Annotated in this window: 15 protein-coding genes and 1 tRNA gene; 5 read left to right on the forward strand and 11 right to left on the reverse strand. The window is 69.0% G+C overall.

What is annotated here, in order from left to right:
- Positions 1-126: 126 nt before the first annotated feature.
- The 4 genes from ACH34W_RS46090 to ACH34W_RS46105 form a co-directional block, all read right to left on the reverse strand.
- Positions 127-200, reverse strand: a tRNA-Met gene (locus tag ACH34W_RS46090).
- A 46-nt stretch (positions 201-246) separates the two neighbouring features.
- On the reverse strand, positions 247-1,299 hold the full coding sequence (locus tag ACH34W_RS46095; RefSeq protein ID WP_395967584.1) for a PDZ domain-containing protein: 1,053 nt from the start codon (positions 1,297-1,299) through the stop codon (positions 247-249).
- Between the two features lie 103 nt (positions 1,300-1,402).
- Complete coding sequence (locus ACH34W_RS46100; RefSeq protein WP_395967719.1) at positions 1,403-1,834, reverse strand: molybdenum cofactor biosynthesis protein MoaE; 432 nt, start codon at positions 1,832-1,834, stop codon at positions 1,403-1,405.
- 119 nt (positions 1,835-1,953) lie between these two features.
- Positions 1,954-2,484 (reverse strand): PPA1309 family protein, encoded by a 531-nt coding sequence (locus ACH34W_RS46105; RefSeq protein WP_395967585.1) that lies wholly within the window; start codon positions 2,482-2,484, stop codon positions 1,954-1,956.
- 117 nt (positions 2,485-2,601) lie between these two features.
- Here ACH34W_RS46105 and ACH34W_RS46110 point away from each other — a divergent pair, with 117 nt between their 5' ends.
- On the forward strand, positions 2,602-5,541 hold the full coding sequence (locus ACH34W_RS46110; RefSeq protein ID WP_395967586.1) for a UPF0182 family protein: 2,940 nt from the start codon (positions 2,602-2,604) through the stop codon (positions 5,539-5,541).
- A 238-nt stretch (positions 5,542-5,779) separates the two neighbouring features.
- Here the strand turns inward: ACH34W_RS46110 and ACH34W_RS46115 are convergent, their stop codons facing one another.
- Positions 5,780-6,892 (reverse strand): NAD-dependent epimerase/dehydratase family protein, encoded by a 1,113-nt coding sequence (locus tag ACH34W_RS46115; RefSeq protein ID WP_395967587.1) that lies wholly within the window; start codon positions 6,890-6,892, stop codon positions 5,780-5,782.
- Positions 6,893-6,978: 86 nt separating this feature from the next.
- Here ACH34W_RS46115 and ACH34W_RS46120 point away from each other — a divergent pair, with 86 nt between their 5' ends.
- Complete coding sequence (locus ACH34W_RS46120) at positions 6,979-8,325, forward strand: zinc-dependent metalloprotease (protein ID WP_395967588.1); 1,347 nt, start codon at positions 6,979-6,981, stop codon at positions 8,323-8,325.
- A 169-nt stretch (positions 8,326-8,494) separates the two neighbouring features.
- On the forward strand, positions 8,495-9,025 hold the full coding sequence (locus ACH34W_RS46125) for an NUDIX hydrolase (RefSeq protein ID WP_395967589.1): 531 nt from the start codon (positions 8,495-8,497) through the stop codon (positions 9,023-9,025).
- Positions 9,026-9,198: 173 nt separating this feature from the next.
- On the opposite strand, the gene ACH34W_RS46130 is transcribed toward ACH34W_RS46125, so the two are convergent.
- Positions 9,199-9,819 (reverse strand): hypothetical protein, encoded by a 621-nt coding sequence (locus tag ACH34W_RS46130; protein ID WP_395967590.1) that lies wholly within the window; start codon positions 9,817-9,819, stop codon positions 9,199-9,201.
- Positions 9,816-10,319, reverse strand: a complete 504-nt coding sequence (locus ACH34W_RS46135; RefSeq protein ID WP_395967720.1) for a M48 family metallopeptidase — start codon at positions 10,317-10,319, stop codon at positions 9,816-9,818. The genes ACH34W_RS46130 and ACH34W_RS46135 overlap by 4 nt, the downstream gene beginning before the upstream one ends.
- A gap of 501 nt (positions 10,320-10,820) precedes the next feature.
- Between ACH34W_RS46135 and ACH34W_RS46140 the strand changes: the two genes are divergently transcribed.
- Positions 10,821-11,198, forward strand: coding sequence for a hypothetical protein (locus ACH34W_RS46140; RefSeq protein ID WP_395967591.1), 378 nt, complete (start codon positions 10,821-10,823; stop codon positions 11,196-11,198).
- A gap of 104 nt (positions 11,199-11,302) precedes the next feature.
- Here the strand turns inward: ACH34W_RS46140 and ACH34W_RS46145 are convergent, their stop codons facing one another.
- Positions 11,303-12,106 carry an enoyl-CoA hydratase/isomerase family protein gene (locus tag ACH34W_RS46145; protein ID WP_395967592.1) on the reverse strand — a complete coding sequence of 268 codons (804 nt, stop codon included), beginning with the start codon at positions 12,104-12,106 and terminating at the stop codon, positions 11,303-11,305.
- Positions 12,107-12,262: 156 nt separating this feature from the next.
- Between ACH34W_RS46145 and ACH34W_RS46150 the strand changes: the two genes are divergently transcribed.
- Positions 12,263-13,636, forward strand: a complete 1,374-nt coding sequence (locus ACH34W_RS46150) for an ABC1 kinase family protein (protein ID WP_395967593.1) — start codon at positions 12,263-12,265, stop codon at positions 13,634-13,636.
- A 439-nt stretch (positions 13,637-14,075) separates the two neighbouring features.
- Here the strand turns inward: ACH34W_RS46150 and ACH34W_RS46155 are convergent, their stop codons facing one another.
- The 3 genes from ACH34W_RS46155 to ACH34W_RS46165 form a co-directional block, all read right to left on the reverse strand.
- The gene (locus ACH34W_RS46155; RefSeq protein ID WP_395967595.1) at positions 14,076-14,237 is read right to left on the reverse strand and encodes a hypothetical protein; all 162 of its coding nucleotides are present in this window, start codon (positions 14,235-14,237) and stop codon (positions 14,076-14,078) included.
- 97 nt (positions 14,238-14,334) lie between these two features.
- Positions 14,335-14,613 (reverse strand): WhiB family transcriptional regulator, encoded by a 279-nt coding sequence (locus tag ACH34W_RS46160; RefSeq protein WP_151566282.1) that lies wholly within the window; start codon positions 14,611-14,613, stop codon positions 14,335-14,337.
- Between the two features lie 122 nt (positions 14,614-14,735).
- A complete protein-coding gene (locus ACH34W_RS46165) occupies positions 14,736-15,110 on the reverse strand; it encodes a hypothetical protein (protein ID WP_395967596.1) in 375 nt (124 codons plus the stop codon).
- Positions 15,111-15,130 lie beyond the last annotated feature (20 nt).

The following is a 15,130-nucleotide window of genomic DNA, read 5'->3' on the forward strand; positions in this document are numbered from 1 at the left end:
GAGCTCACCATCGACCCCACCCGCGACTACCAACCCACCGGACGCCCACCCGGCCCACAACCAAAACGACCCTGAACCCACAATCGTGGGTTCAGGGTCATTCCGATGTCCTGAGACATCACACTGTAGCGGGGGCAGGATTTGAACCTACGACCTCTGGGTTATGAGCCCAGCGAGCTACCGAACTGCTCCACCCCGCGGCGATGTCTTAACTCTATGGCATGCGAGGAGATGGACCAAATCGGCTCAGCCGGTGGGGCATGCGGGGAGGTCGTTCTTGCCCGCCTTGAGGGATTCCAGGGCCTTGATGGCGCTGTCCAGCGTGTCGGCCCGGACGAGGCGGAGGCCGTCGGGGCGGGCGGCCACGGCGTCGGCGCAGTTGTCGGTGGGGGTCAGGAAGATCGCGGCGCCGGCCTGGCGGGCGGCGATCAACTTCTGCTGGATGCCGCCGATGGGGCCGACCTTGCCCTCGGGGGTGATGGTGCCGGTACCGGCGATGAACTTGCCGCCGGTGAGGGGGCCGGGCGTGAGCTTGTCGACGATGGCGAGGGAGAACATCAGGCCGGCGCTGGGCCCGCCGATGTCGCCGACGCTGATTTCGACCTTGAACGGGAACTTGTACTGGTCGCCCAGGACGACGCCGACCACGGCACGCTTGCCGTCTGTCGAGGCGACGGTGGTGAGGGACACCTTCTGCTCGGCGCCGCCGCGCTTGACGGTGACGGCCACCGGACTGCCGATCTTGCGCTTGGCCATCAGCTCGGTGACCTGCGCGACGCTGGTGACCTTGGTCCCGTCCACCGCGATGATCTCGTCACTGGGCTTGATCTTGCCGTCGGCGGGCTTGCCCTTCTGCACGGAGTCGACCAGGACCTGAATGGAGATCGGGACCTTGAGATGGTTGAGCGCGGCGGCCTCGGCGTTCTGCTGCGAGTCGCGCATCTGGCGGGTGTTCTCCTCGTCCACCTGCTGCTGCGACTCGTTCTTGGGGAAGATCGTCTCTTCGGGGACGATCGCCACGTCGTCGTCGACCCAGCCGCGCAGGGCGGTGAAGAGGTCGATGCGGGCGCCGGGGCCGCCCCGGTAGGTGACCGTCGTGAAGTTCAGGTTGCCGGTGGCCGGGTAGATCTCGCGTCCGTCGATCTTGACCAGTGGCTGGCCCTTGTCGTTCGTGCCCAGGGTGTTGCTCGTCGGGCCGGGCATCAGCGCGACGTAGGGCACCGGCATGAAGGAGCCCACGAGGGCGAAGACGAGGACGAGCACGCTCGTGAGGGTGAGCGTGGCGGCACGGCGAGACATGTCGGAAACTCTATGCGCAAGGGGCCCCGCACGCCGCAGCGGAGCAAGGCGTGATGGGGAAGTCGCGGGGGTCTGGGGGTCGCCCCCCAGGGAAACAGGGTGCCTAGCAGGCACCGACCCACTCGTCGCCGCCGTCCTCGAACAGCTGGTGCTTCCAGATGGGCACCTGGGCCTTGAGGTCGTCGATCAGCCGGCGGCAGGCCTCGAACGCCTCGCCGCGGTGCGGGCAGGACGCCGCGACCACCACGGCAAGATCGCCGATCTCCAGGTCACCGACCCGGTGAACGGCCGCGATGGCCTTGACCGGATAGTCCGCGACGACCTTCTCCATGACGGCACGCAGCTCGCGTTCGACCGTGGGGTGAGCGCTGTAGGACAGCCGGCGGACGGCGCGGGCGTGGTCGGTGTCGCGGACGGTGCCGACGAAGACCGTCGTGCCGCCCGCACCGGAGTCGCCGACCGCGTTGAAGACCTCGTCGACCGACAGGGGCGTCTCCCGGACACCGATCAGCCGGATGACGTCCTCGGAAGCCATGACCTCGCTCACGTCACGCAGGTTACCCCGCGAACAAGCCACCCTGCCCGTCCGCCTGGCGTGCTCTGGGGCTTGATCAGGCTTCTCTGGGCGGCTTGGTCAGGTTTCTCTGGGGCCTGTCAGGCTTGTTTGGCCGGCTCGTCTGGTTCGAACGTGGCGATGAGGGCTTCGGCGAGGGCGGGGACCAGGTCGGGGCCCACCAGGACCTCGTCGTCGGTGTCATGGCGGCGGAGGCGGAGGGCCGAATGGCGGGTGCCGTCGCGGAGCACGCCGACGACCATGCGGACGTCCTCGCGCTTGGGGTGTTCGGCGGCCCAGTTGGTGGCCTCTTTCTCGTTCTCCGGGATCTCGTCCTCGGCGTCGGGCGGCAGGACGACCCGTTCGATCACCAGGGCACAGCCCGCGACCGCCTCCGGCCAGGCGATCGTCGCCAGTGCGTCCTCCACGCCGCCCTGCTCGGGAAGCGCGGGCTGCTCCAGGGCGGCAAGCGTGTCCGCGTCGGCGGGCAAACCCAGATCATCGGCCAGCGCGGGCTCGGCGCGCCGCAGTTCGGCGCTTTCCACGAGCGCGTATAGCTTCGGTGCTGTGTCCCATCCTTCCTGGGCAGAGTGGCGTTCGAGGTCCAGCACGACTTCTTCCAGAAGACTCACGGGGTCATCTTCCCCCCAATCCCGCGAAGGAAATGCTGGAACCCCCCGCCAAGTCGGTAAGTTGCATAGACAGCACCGGCTCTCCGCCGGTGGGCATGACCTGAAACGGAGAGGCCATTGACCTTCCGGACTCCCGGATTCGGGCGACGGCTCGGTACCGGCCGAACGCGGCTGGTGGTGCCGGTGCTGGTCGCGCTGGCGATACTGCTGGTCGCGTTCATGGTGTTCACGTCCATCTGGACGAATCTGCTCTGGTACCGCTCGGTCGGTTTCTCGTCGGTCTACACGACGCAGCTGTGGGCCAGGGTCTTGCTGTTCCTCGGCGCGGGCCTGCTGATGGCGGCCGTGGTGGGCGCCAACATGGTGATCGCCTACAAGCTGCGCCCCGCGTACCGGCCGTTGTCGGTGGAGCAGCAGGGACTGGAGCGGTACCGTGCCGTCGTCGATCCGCATCGCAAGCTGATCGCGGGCGGGCTTCTCGGTCTGCTGGGGCTGCTGACGGGTTCGTCGATCGCAGGCCAGTGGCCGGTGTTCCTGGCGTTCCTCAACAGGACGCCCTTCGGGCTCGAAGACCCGCAATTCCACAAGGACATCTCGTTCTACGTCTTCACCTATCCGTTCCTGCGGCTGGTGCTGGGCGTGATCTTCGCCACGGTGATCCTGTCGATCCTGGCGTCGGTGGCCGTGCACTACCTGTACGGCGGGTTGCGGCTGCAGGGCCCTGGTGACAAGGCCAGCGGCCCCGCGCGCGCCCACCTGTCGGTGCTGGTCGGGCTGTTCGTGCTGCTGAAGGCGTTCGCCTACTGGTTCGACCGGTACGGGCTTGCGCATTCCGAACGCGGCGTGGTGACCGGCGCCTCGTACACGGACGTCAACGCGCTGCTCCCAGCCAAGACGATCTTGGCGTTGATCGCGCTGATCTGCGCCGCGCTGTTCTTCGTCAACATCACGCGGCGCGGCATGATGCTGCCCGGCGTCGGCTTCACCCTGCTGGTGGTGTCGGCGATCCTGGTCGGCGGCGTCTACCCGCTGCTGATCCAGCAGTTCCAGGTCAAGCCGGACGAGCTGGCCAAGGAACGCCAGTTCATCGCGCGCAACATCGAGGCCACCCGCGCCGCGTACGGCGTCAACGGGATCAAACCCGAGGTGTACGGGGCCAAACCGGCCACCGACGCCAAGAAGCTGACCGACGAGTCGGGGCGGCTGCAGGGCGACGGCGTGCGCCTGCTGGACCCGAACGTGGTCGGCGAGACGTTCCAGCGGCTCCAGCAGGGCCGTAACTTCTACAAGTTCCCCGACCCGCTCGACGTCGACCGCTACAAGATCGACAACAAGACGATCGACACGATCGTGGCGCTCCGCGAGGTCTCCGGCGCGCCGGCCGGGCAGCAGAGCTGGGTCAAGGACCGCATGGTCTACACCCACGGCTACGGATTCGTGTCCGCGTACGGCGACCGCATCGCGGCCGGCGGCAACCCGGACTTCGTGACCAAGGACATGCCGGTCTCCCCCACCGCCAAGATCAAGGTCGACAAGCCGCAGATCTACTTCGGCGAGCGCTCCCCCGGCTACTCGGTCGTCGGCGGCCAGGGCCAGCAGGAGCTGGACTTCCCCGACGACAAGAGCGCGGGCGGCCAGGCGTACACGCAGTACGAGGGTTCGCGCGGCGTGCCGATCGACTCGTTCTTCAACAAGCTGCTGTTCGCGACCAAGTTCCAGGAGAAGAACCTCCTGCTCTCCGGCGCGATCAAGTCCGGCGCGAAGATCCTCTATAACCGCAGCCCGCGCGAGATGGTGCAGCGGACGGCGCCCTGGCTGACGCTGGACGGCGACCCGTACCCGGCGGTGGTCAACGGCCGGATCCTGTGGATCCTCGACGGCTACACCACGTCCAACGGCTACCCGTACTCCGAGCAGACGAGCCTCGGCGACGCCACCCGCGACACCGTCACCGACACCCGGTCGGCGGTGGCCCGGCAGGCGAACGACCGGATCAACTACATGCGCAACTCCGTCAAGGCGACCGTGGACGCCTACGACGGCACGATCCACCTCTACCAGTGGGACGACAAGGACCCGGTCGTCCAGACCTGGATGAAGGTCTTCAAGGGCACCGTGGAGCCCAAGAGCGCGATCGACAAGGTCCCCGGGCTCAGGGACCACTTCCGCTACCCGCAGGACATGTTCAAGGTGCAGCGCCGCATCCTGGCGAAGTACCACGTGACCGAGCCCGGGCCGTTCTTCAACGGTGAAGGTTTCTGGTCGGTGCCGGAGGACCCGGGCGCCAAGGGCAAGACGCAGCCGCCGTATTACCAGGCCTTGCGGATGCCCGGAATCAATACGCCGCAGTTCTCTCTGACCTCGGTGTTCACGCCGCGTGGCCGCGGCAACCTGGCCGCGTTCATGGCCGTCGACACGAGCGCCGACCCACCTCGGATCCGTGTGCTTGAACTACCCCGAAATTCCCTCGTGGACGGGCCGGAGCTCGTCCAGGGCTCCTTCGGCAGCGATCCAGGAGTGCAAGCCCAGCTGCTGCCGCTGAAACAGTCCGGCACCACGCTGGTCTACGGCAACCTGCTCACGCTGCCGTTCGCCGACGGGATCCTGTACATCGAGCCGGTGTACGCGAAGGTCTCGGGCGGCACGGGCCAGCAGCCGTACCCGATCCTGCGCAAGGTCCTGGTGCGGTACGGGGAGAAGGCTGCCGCGGGCGACACGCTCGCCGACGCCCTCAAGGGGGTCTTCGGCGGCACCGGCGCCATCACGCCGCCGACATCGCCCGGCGAGCAGGGCCAACCCCAGGGCGGCACCCAGCTCAGCGCGGCCGCCCAAAAGGCGATCACGGACCTGCAGAACGCGGTCAACGCGTTCGAAGAGGCCCAGCGCAAGGGCGACTACGCCGCCATGGGCGAGGCCTGGAAGCAGATCAAGGCCGCCCGCGACGCGCTGGCCGCAGCACAGTCCGCAGCCGCCGCCAAGCCGACCGCCAGCCCGTCCCCGAGCCCAACGGGTTCCCCGTCACCAACCCCGACCGGCTCACCCACCCCGACAGGCTGACACCAACCACCTGACCACCCCTGTGGCCGGGCCGGGCACCCGCCCGTCCCGGCCACACGTCTGTCTAAGCCCGACAACACTTCTGTCCAAGCCCGACCACGCGTCCGTCCGAGCCCGACCGCGCGCCTGTCCGAGCCCGACCGCGCGCCTGTCCGAGCCCCGGCCACGCATTTGAAGCGGGGCCGGCGTGACGCGGGCCGCCGTGACGCGGGCCGGGTTGATCAGTCTCGGGGCGGGGTCAGCGGCGGCGTTTGCGGGCTCGGCGGATGGCGGCCGCAGCGCCGATCGCCGCGACGGTGGCGCCTGCGGCGGTCGCCATGGTGGCCTCCTTGCCGCCGACGCGGCGGCCGACGACGGCGTGCCGGCCCGCGCTCTCGTCCATGAGCACGCGGAGCGCGGTCGCGTTGTCGTACGCGGGTTTCCAGCCGGCGGCGCGCAGGCGGGCGGCGTCGACCACCCACGGGTACGTCACGTAGTGCAGATCCGTGGCGGGCGCCGGGGTCATGCCGAGGCGGTGCAGGCGCTGGGCCATGCCGAACGTGACGGCGGCGGGCAGTTCGAAGCTGCGCTTGCCGGTGATCTCGGAGACCTCGTCCGAGCCGAGCCAGCCCTCGCAGGTGACCGCGACCGGGCCCGTGACGCCGGAGACGACCACCACCTCGAGGGCGGCCGCCAGGTCCTCGATATGGCAGAACTGCCAGGCGGGCGTGCTGCCCTTGACCGAGAGCAGCCGGGGCGCCTCGAAGTGCCGGGTCATCACGGTGTCGATCCCCGGGCCGACGATGGTGGCGGGCCGTACGACCGTCACCTCCAGGCCCGGATGGGTGATCGGCGCGCTGGCGGCGAGATCCTCGATCTCCAGGAAGTCGCCCGCGATGCCGGTGTCGGCCTCGGCGAGGAGGGGCGCGTCCTCGTTCAGGGGCACCTCGTTGTCCGGGCCCGCCCCGTACACCATCGCGCTCGTCACCAGGATCACGCGCCGCACCCGTGCGGCGGCCGCGGCCGTCACGACGGTCTGCGCGCCGCGGACGTTGTGGGTACGGCGTTCCCGCGGATCGAGCTCCGGGGAATACTCGAGGTCGGCGTGCACGATCACGTCCACGTCCGACAGCCGGTTCGACAGCAGCGGGTCGCGGATGTCCACGACACGCCAGGTGACGCCCGGCACATCTCCACGATGGCCGTCGATCGCGACGACCTTGCGCACCTTGTGCCCCGAGCCGACTTCGTCGGCCTGTGCTGCCCGCTCGGCGAGCCGCGCGGCCAGCAGCCGCCCCGCCCCGAAGGCCGCGCCGGTGACGGCGACGACCGGACCCTTGCTACGCCGAGGGCGAACCTTGCCCGTTGCCACTGAGGTGCCCCCTTCCTTGTGTACGCGAGTTCGCCAGGACCGGCTAACGTGGCCGGTATGAGCCCATCATGCCCAGGGGCAAACCTATGAGTGACACTCCGTTCGGCTTCAACCGTCCAGGCGACGGTGACGACGACAAGCCCCAGGACCCATTCAAGGCCATGGGCGGCGACATGCAGCAGTTCGCCGCCATGTTGCACCGGTTCGCCGACATGATCGGCAGCCAGGGCGCTCCCGGCGACCCCGACGCCGGTCCGCTGAACTGGGACCTGGCCAAGAACATCGCGCGCCACTCCGTGGTCGAGCAGGGTGACCCGTCGATCGTGGACGCCGAGCGGCGCCAGGTCGAGGAGGCGTTGCGACTGGCCGACCTGTGGCTGGACGAGGGCACGACGCTGCCCGCCGGCATCCAGAAGCCGCAGGCCTGGAGCCGGTCGGAGTGGATCGAGCAGACGCTGCCGGTCTGGGCGAAGGTGTGCGACCCGATCGCGACCCGCATGGTCGAGTCCATGGGCGGCGCGCTCGGCGGCGCGGGCGACATCCCCGCCGAGATGCAGGCGATGGCCGGACCGCTGATCGGCATGGTCAAGCAGATGGCCGGCGCCATGGTGGGCGGTCAGGCCGGACAGGCGCTGGGCGCGCTGGCCCGCGAGGTCGTCGGCTCGGCCGATGTCGGGCTCCCCCTCGCCCCTGACGGCGTGGGCGCGCTGCTGCCCGCCGGGGTGGACGCGTTCGGCGCGGGCCTGGAGGTCTCAGACGACGAGGTCCGGCTCTATCTGGCCCTGCGCGAGGCCGCGCACCAGCGGCTGTTCGCGCACGTGCCATGGCTGCGGGCCCACATCCTCCGCGCGGTCGAAGACTACGCGCGTGGCATCACCGTGGACCTGTCCGGCATCGAGCAAGCGGTCCAGGGCCTGGACATCTCCAACCCCGAGGCGATCCAGGAGGCCCTCGGCGGCGAGATCAGCCTCCAGCCCGAAGAGACCCCGCAGCAAAAAGCGGCGCTCGCCCGCTTGGAGACCACGCTCGCCCTGGTCGAGGGCTGGGTCGACACCGTGGTCAACGAGGTCGCGGGCGGCCGCCTCCCCGGCGCGGTCAAGCTGGCCGAAGCCGTCCGGCGCCGCCGCGCCACCGGCGGTCCCGCCGAACGCACGTTCGCCACCCTGGTCGGCCTGGAGCTCCGTCCCCGCCGCCTCCGCGAGGCCGCCACCCTCTGGCGGACCCTCACCGAGGTACGCGGCACCCAGGGCCGCGACGCCGTCTGGGAACACCCGGACCTGCTGCCGACCGCCGAAGACCTGGACAACCCCGAGGGCTTCGCGCAAAACAAGTCCGAGCTGGACGACCTCGACATCTCCGCCTTCACCAACGAGGACCGCGCCGACGAGGGCGGCACCGACGAGGATGGCGACGACCCCAAAGCGGGCTCGTGAAACACCGGGCCCACACGCGCGTGAACGGCTGCCTGATCGACCCGAGGACCTCCTCGGCCGTGGTCAGGCGCCGGATCGCCCGTGCCTCGCTCTGCTGGCAGCGCCCGACCGATCATGAACGCCGTCGCCGCCACCCGGCCAACTCGCTCTACCCGCGCATAGGCCGGACGTGACCCTGCACGCAGATGCCGTACGCGTCCTCACTGCCTGGCGGGCGCCGGATCCTCACCAGGACCAGCTCCGCCAAGCCTTCCTGCGCCATCTGGGAGATCACGCCAACGGCACCTGGCGTGAGTGCGTCCCCGGGCACATCACCGCGAGCACGCTGGTCCTGGACGCCACCGGCACCCGAGTTCTCCTGACCCTGCACAGCAAGATCAAGGCCTGGCTCCAGCTGGGCGGCCACTGCGAACGAGCCGACCGCACACTGGCCGAGGCCGCCCTCCGCGAGGCCACCGAGGAGTCAGGCATCCCCGGCCTGGCGTTCCACCCGGACCCCGTCCAGCTCGACCGCCACGCCGTCCGCTGCCACCCCGAGGGCTCCTGGCACCTGGACGTCCAATACGTCGCATACGCCCCGGAGAACGCCCGCCACGCGATCAGCGACGAGTCCGACGACCTCCGCTGGTTCCCGGCAGCGAATCTCCCCACCCCCACCGACGAGGCCGTCCGCCGCCTGGTAACCCGAGCCACCCTCTGACCCACGAGGCGCCACCCGCAGCGGACCCGGCAAATTCACGCTCCGGCCCACCAAATGCACGCTCCGGCCCACCGCACGCCGTCTGAGCCAGCGCGGCAGCCCAGTCGGCACACACCTGCAGGTGGCAGACGCGCCATCGGAGCAAGCTGCAAGGCGGGGCGACTTCCCCACTCCTAAGAAAGCGGGTGGCCTTCTAGGAGTGCCCGGGTGGTTTCCCAACCTTCCAGGCCGGGGTCCAGGAGGCGGAGGTCTTCGGGGGTGCGGAGGCGGTGCCAGGACGGACCCTGAGGCACTTGGCCGTGGCGGGGCGCGGAGGCGCGGAGGCGAGGCAGCGCGTCGGGTACGTCGAGGTCGGTGTCCTTGAGAGCCGCCGCCAGCCAGTCCGGGAGCGGAAGCCGGGCGGCGAGGGCCACCAGGCCGCCGTCTTCCGACTGGCAGGCGGCCGACGGGGCGCTGCCGAGGGCACGGAAAAGCTTGCCGAGCAGGAGGGGCGGGAGGTCGGGAGCGTCCCCCGCCAGGAGCGCGGCCTCCTCGGCCCCGGCCGCGTGAAGTGCGGCAAAGGCGCCGTGGAGGGTGTCCTCTCGTACGATCAAGGTGCCCGGCCAGGTGATCGCTTCAGCGTCGGGCTGGTCCGGGGGGCTCAGTACCAAGGCGGGCTTGACGAGTTCCAGCCCGGCGACCACCTCGTAGGTGTCCTCAAGCAAGGCCAGCCGGAACTCGTCCGGATCGATCCCGGGCGGGCTGGGGCGGTGCGAGGCCGGAACGGACAGGACCGCGGCGTAGCGGACAGTCACCCGGCGACCCCGTGGGTGAGATCATCGGGCAGGTCGTCCTCATCGGCCAGCGGGAGGTGCTCGGCGGCGGCCACGCCCTCCAGATAGCCGCGGGCCCGCTCGGTCTTGGGATAGTGCCCCACCAAAGCCCAGAAGTCCGCCCCGTGGCCGGGAATCAGCAGGTGGGCAAGCTCGTGGACCAAGACGTAGTCGACGACCCAGGACGGCATCCCGCGCAGGCGGGTGGAGAGCCGGATCGTCGCGTCGTCCGGCGTGCACGATCCCCAGCGGGTGCGCTGATTGGCGACCCAGCGCACGCTGGCGGGCTCGGCGCGACCGCCCAGATAGCGCCGCGACAGTTCGCGCGCCCGGGCTTCAAGATCGGCATCGCTGGGGCGCCGGCGGCGCTCCCGTTCGGCCAGGCGTTCGAGGATGGTCGTGATCCACTGCTCCTCCTCGGCCTTGCTCAGCCGGGAGGGAAGCATCACGATGACCTTGTCCCCGTCGCGGTAGGCGGACACGGTCCGCCGACGTCGATTGCTACGGCGGACCTCAACGTTGGGGGGCACCCCAGAACCGTACCCAAAATTTTGCCCCCTCCACAGGGGGTGTTTGACATCGCCCCAGGTCAGCCCGGGTGTTTTTGACCATCCCCATAAGGTTTCCACAGCGCCTCCCCCCACTGTCCACAGCAACACCCCGCGACATCCCCAGGCGCCTCCACACCCTGTCCACATGCACCCGTTGACGACCTTTCTGGCCCCTCCTACTGTCAAGGTCCGAGATGGCTCCGGCCGCCGGGAGACCGCTTCGAAAGGGGAAGGGAAGCGGACACCCGGCGACCGGGGCTTTTTCGTGTTTCTGCCAGGTAGGGCCAGGTAGGGCCAGGTAGGTACGTGCGGAGACATTCCGGAGACAGCTTGGAGACGCTCGAATGGTCAGCTTGAGCGGCGCTGCGGCTCATGGCCGCGCGTGCTGGATCAGTACTGGTTCGGCACGTCCGCCGTTCAGAGAGGAAACCGATGAGGAAAGCCGTCCTGGCGGGACTGGTTCCGCTGGCGCTCGCGACCGTCCTGAGTGCTCCCGCCGAAGCGTCGGACACGGTCGAAGCTCAGCGGATCAGCTGCAAGTTCACGACTCCGAAGAGCAGCCATATCTACTTCTCCGGCAGGCAGACGTACGCACAGGTGGGCATTCAGTGCCCACGCAATACAAAAATCAAGCTTTCCATCACGCTCTGGAGGAACGGTCTTTTTGCCGGTCTCCGGACCAAGACATGCAAGAACACGAAGTACTGCTACACCTACATGTCCTATAGGAACTCCAAGGGCAAGCAGACCTGGAAGGCCAAGGTCGGCGGCACGGGCGTGAAGACCCGGACGGTCACCAAGCGTGGATGACCACGACCTGATCATCGGCGCCCCAGCCTCATAGCCTCAGCCTCTTAAAGGAGGCTATGAGGCTGGGGCGCCGATGGGCCTGTGGTGATGGCGCGGGGGAAGGGTTATTCGCCGGTGAAGTTGGGGCGGCGTTTTTGGCGTTGGGCGTTGATGCCTTCGAGCATGTCGCGGGAGCTCATGGTGACTGGCTGGGCCAAGGACTCCCAGCGGAGTGCCGACTCCATGTCGCGGTGGCCGCCGTTCGAGAGGGCGACCTTGGTGAGGCGGGTCGCTATCGGGGCCTGGGCGGCGATGCGTTCGGCTACCGAGAGGGCCTCCGCGAGCACGGACTCACGGGGGACGGCGCGGTTGACCAGGCCGTACGACTCGGCCTCGGTGCCGGTGACGGCGCGGCCGGTGAAGAGGAGCTCGCGGGCGAGCGGAAGGCCCGCCACCTCGGGGAGCAGCCAGGTGGTCGCCATGCCCGGGTGGAGGCCCAGCGCGGTGAACGGGACGAGCAGTTTGGCGTCGGCGGCCACGTAGCGGAGGTCGCAGGCCAGAGCGAGGGCGAATCCGGCGCCGACGGCGTGGCCGTTGACTGCGGCGATGGTGGGTACTTCGAGGTCCCGGACGGCCAGCCACGTCCGGTAGAACTCCAGCATCCGGTCGCGGAGGGGCGGGACGGCGACGGCGTTGGTGTCGGCGAGCCAGGACAGGTCGCCGCCCGAGGTGAACGCGCTGCCGGCGCCGGTCAGGACAACGCAACGGAGCTGCTTGTCGGCGCGAAGGCCGGAGATGGCCTCCTTCCACGCCGCCGTCATCTCGTCGGACATCGCGTTCCGCCGGTCGGGGTCGTTCAGCGTGAGAACGGCGACTCCGTCGGGACGCTTTTCCAGCAGCAACACATCGGACAGCAACACATCGGACATAGCCCGCACGGTATCGCGCGCCCCCTCACAAGGAGCGTGAGAAAGCGCACACTTACAGTATTTATGCAGGTGGCAGCGTTGTGGTCGAACTCACCCGGACAACTGCTCGCCATGCTTCCTAGCGAGAACGAGGGACGATCACCGACAATGAGTCCCGTGAGCGATCTCCCCCGCCGCGCGGTGACGCGGTCCGCAAAGCTGGCGTCCCTTCCGCTTGGTTTCGCCGGGCGCACCGCCCTCGGGGTCGGGAAGCGCACGCTGGGCAAGCCCGCCGAGGCCGTCGCCATGGAGATCCAGCAGCGCACCGCGGAGCAGCTCTTCAAGGTGCTCGGCGAGCTCAAGGGCGGGGCGATGAAGCTCGGCCAGATGCTGTCGATCTTCGAGGCCGCGCTGCCACCGGAGATCGCCGGGCCCTACCGGGCCACCCTGACCAGGCTGCAGGAGGCCGCGCCGCCGCTGCCCGCCGCCGCCGTGCACAAGGTGCTCGCCGAAGGCCTGGGCGACGACTGGCGGGACGAGTTCGAGTCGTTCGACGACAAGCCGGCAGCCGCCGCTTCGATCGGCCAGGTCCACAAGGCCGTCTGGAAGGACGGCCGCACGGTCGCGGTCAAGGTCCAGTACCCGGGGGCCGGCAAGGCTCTCATCAGCGACTTCAACCAGCTCGCGCGGCTGGGCAAGCTCTTCGGGGTCCTGATGCCGGGGCTCGACGTCAAGTCCATGCTCGCCGAGCTGAAGCAACGGGTCATCGAGGAGCTCGACTACACGATCGAGGCCGATTCGCAGAGCCGGATGCGCGAGGGATTCCCGGCGGACGACCCGGACTTCTACATCCCTGAGGTCGTCGCCCAGGCCGGGAACGTCCTGGTCACGGAGTGGATCGACGGCACCCCGCTCTCCAAGATCATCTCATCCGGCTCGGAGGAGGAGCGCGATCATGCCGCGCTGCTCTACTGCCGGTTCCTGCTGTCGGGGCCGAAGCGTGCGGGCATGCTGCACGGCGACCCGCACCCGGGCAACTTCCGGGTCCTGGCCGACGGCCGCCTGGGAGTGCTCGACTTCGGCGCCGTCGACCGGATCCCCGAGGACTTCCAGTACCGGATGGGCCGCCTGCTGCGCATCGGCACGCTGGACGACATCGACCAGGTCGAGGCGGCCCTGCGGGACGAGGACTTCATCCGCGAGGGCGTCGACGTCGACGCCGAATCCCTCCAGATGTTCCTGGCGCCGATCACCGAGCCGTTCATCAACGAGACGTTCAAGTTCAACCGCGAGTGGCTCCGCGACATGGCCGCCAAGGTCACCGACCTGCGTCCCACGAACGTCGTCCGGCAACTCAACCTCCCGCCGGAATATGTGATCGTTCACCGCGTGCTTTCGGCCGGCACCGGCGTTCTGTGCCAGCTCGAATGCGAGATTCCGGCCCGCGCCGAATCCCTCAAGTGGGTCCCCGGCTTCGCCGAAGACGGCGACGACTCCCCGCTCGACACCATCGACACCATCGACACCGCGAACACCGAACTCGCAGGCTGAACGCCCCCACGCCCGTGCAACTCGCAGGCTGAACGCTCCCCACGCCCGAACATCAATTCACAACGCCGAGCGGGCCCGTCGCACTGATGAGGTGCGACGGGCCCGCTGTCGTGCGCGCCGAGGAGAGGTGGCGTAGAACCTCAGGCGCGCCGGGCGCCGGCCGGGAGGCCGCCGCTCGCCAAACCATCCAAGAAGGGCGGGCGGTGGCCTGCTACCGGTCGGCCAGGATCTCTGCCAGTGGGGCGGCAGGATCCCTCCAACGAGGCCGATGGGGATCCCGCCCGTGAACTGGGCACGAGCGGGATCCGATTCGCAGCGGTCCGGAACGGCTGAACGGGCGGCCCAGCCGACTGAGTCAGGCCGGGCGACCGGGCGTTCCGGTGCCCCTGCCGTTGGTCCGGCCGGGTCCCCGCGGCCGGCCGGACCAACGATCAGGTGATCAGCGGGCCAGGAGAATCCGGCGTACCCGGGCCGCACGGGCCTGGGCATCCCGGCGCGCACGCCGTCGCGCCCGTACACGCGCGGCCAGCTGCAGCTGCGCGATCTCCTGGTCCACGTCCCGTATTCGTTCACGGGACAGGTCCTGGCTAAGCAAGATCATTTCCTTCTCCCTGGTGACCCGGGGGCGTGGTCCTTGTACGGGGACCGCGCTCCCCGGGTTCATACGGTGGAGTATCGGCGTGGTGGGCATGCGTTCCTCACACAGCCACTTCGTCCGGACGCGGGTGCTTGCGCGGACGGCCACGGGGCCGCTTGCGCGCGACGATCACACCGCGGACGAACAGCTCGCCACCCCAGACACCCCAGGGCTCGGCGCGCTCGAGAGCGCCGGCGAGGCAGGCCTTGCGGAGCGGGCACTCAAGGCACATGGCCTTGGCCAGCTCGACGTCGGCGGGAGCCTCGGCGAAGAAGAGCTCAGGGTCGGTCCGGCACGGAAGGGTGAGGTCCTCCTCGCTCACGGCGAGAACCCCCTGCATCTCAGTCACCCTTGTTCCTCTCGTTGGATCTCAACGGGTCGTGTCGTGGGTTGTCTGGGCAAATAAGAAGGGCCGCGGATCCGGTATCTGGATCCGCGGCCCTGGGGGCTTGCCGTGTCTTGTTAGACCGGTCGCCTCCAGGGGAACGGACCCAGCACGCCACCCTTGACGGTGACGCCCACGTGGGCCGTGGCCGGAGCATTGGGGCTGATGTCTTCACCGAAGTGATCGAAGACAGTCGTCCCTTGCTCGTCCTGGACTCGCTGCTTGCACAGGTCTCCTCTGCCAATGACGGAGTCACTGCCGGAGACCTGCTGCGCCTGCATCAGCTGCGCATCGCGCCGCTGAAGTAGCTCCACGCCGCCGCCAGGTCGCGCCGTCGCGCCACCGAGCTCAGCGCTCAGTGACGAGAGGCCGGACACAGCGGCATACATCGACCAGGGAGTCGAGGAGCCCAGGCAGGCGTCAGCCCAGGACAGCTGCGATTTGATCAACATGATGGTCACCGGGCCACACA

Source organism: Actinomadura sp. 6N118 (genome assembly GCF_044326415.1).
Taxonomy (GTDB): Bacteria; Actinomycetota; Actinomycetes; order Streptosporangiales; family Streptosporangiaceae; genus Spirillospora.

What these genes read in the sequence shown, in the direction of transcription:
- ACH34W_RS46120 (WP_395967588.1), top strand. Translation starts at nt 6,979, where the DNA reads ATGAGTGACACTCCGTTCGGCTTCAACCGTCCAGGCGACGGTGACGAC.
- ACH34W_RS46095 (WP_395967584.1), bottom strand. Translation starts at nt 1,299, where the DNA reads ATGTCTCGCCGTGCCGCCACGCTCACCCTCACGAGCGTGCTCGTCCTC.
- ACH34W_RS46165 (WP_395967596.1), bottom strand. Translation starts at nt 15,110, where the DNA reads ATGTTGATCAAATCGCAGCTGTCCTGGGCTGACGCCTGCCTGGGCTCC.
- ACH34W_RS46155 (WP_395967595.1), bottom strand. Translation starts at nt 14,237, where the DNA reads ATGATCTTGCTTAGCCAGGACCTGTCCCGTGAACGAATACGGGACGTG.
- ACH34W_RS46160 (WP_151566282.1), bottom strand. Translation starts at nt 14,613, where the DNA reads ATGCAGGGGGTTCTCGCCGTGAGCGAGGAGGACCTCACCCTTCCGTGC.
- ACH34W_RS46140 (WP_395967591.1), top strand. Translation starts at nt 10,821, where the DNA reads ATGAGGAAAGCCGTCCTGGCGGGACTGGTTCCGCTGGCGCTCGCGACC.
- ACH34W_RS46100 (WP_395967719.1), bottom strand. Translation starts at nt 1,834, where the DNA reads ATGGCTTCCGAGGACGTCATCCGGCTGATCGGTGTCCGGGAGACGCCC.
- ACH34W_RS46145 (WP_395967592.1), bottom strand. Translation starts at nt 12,106, where the DNA reads ATGTCCGATGTGTTGCTGTCCGATGTGTTGCTGCTGGAAAAGCGTCCC.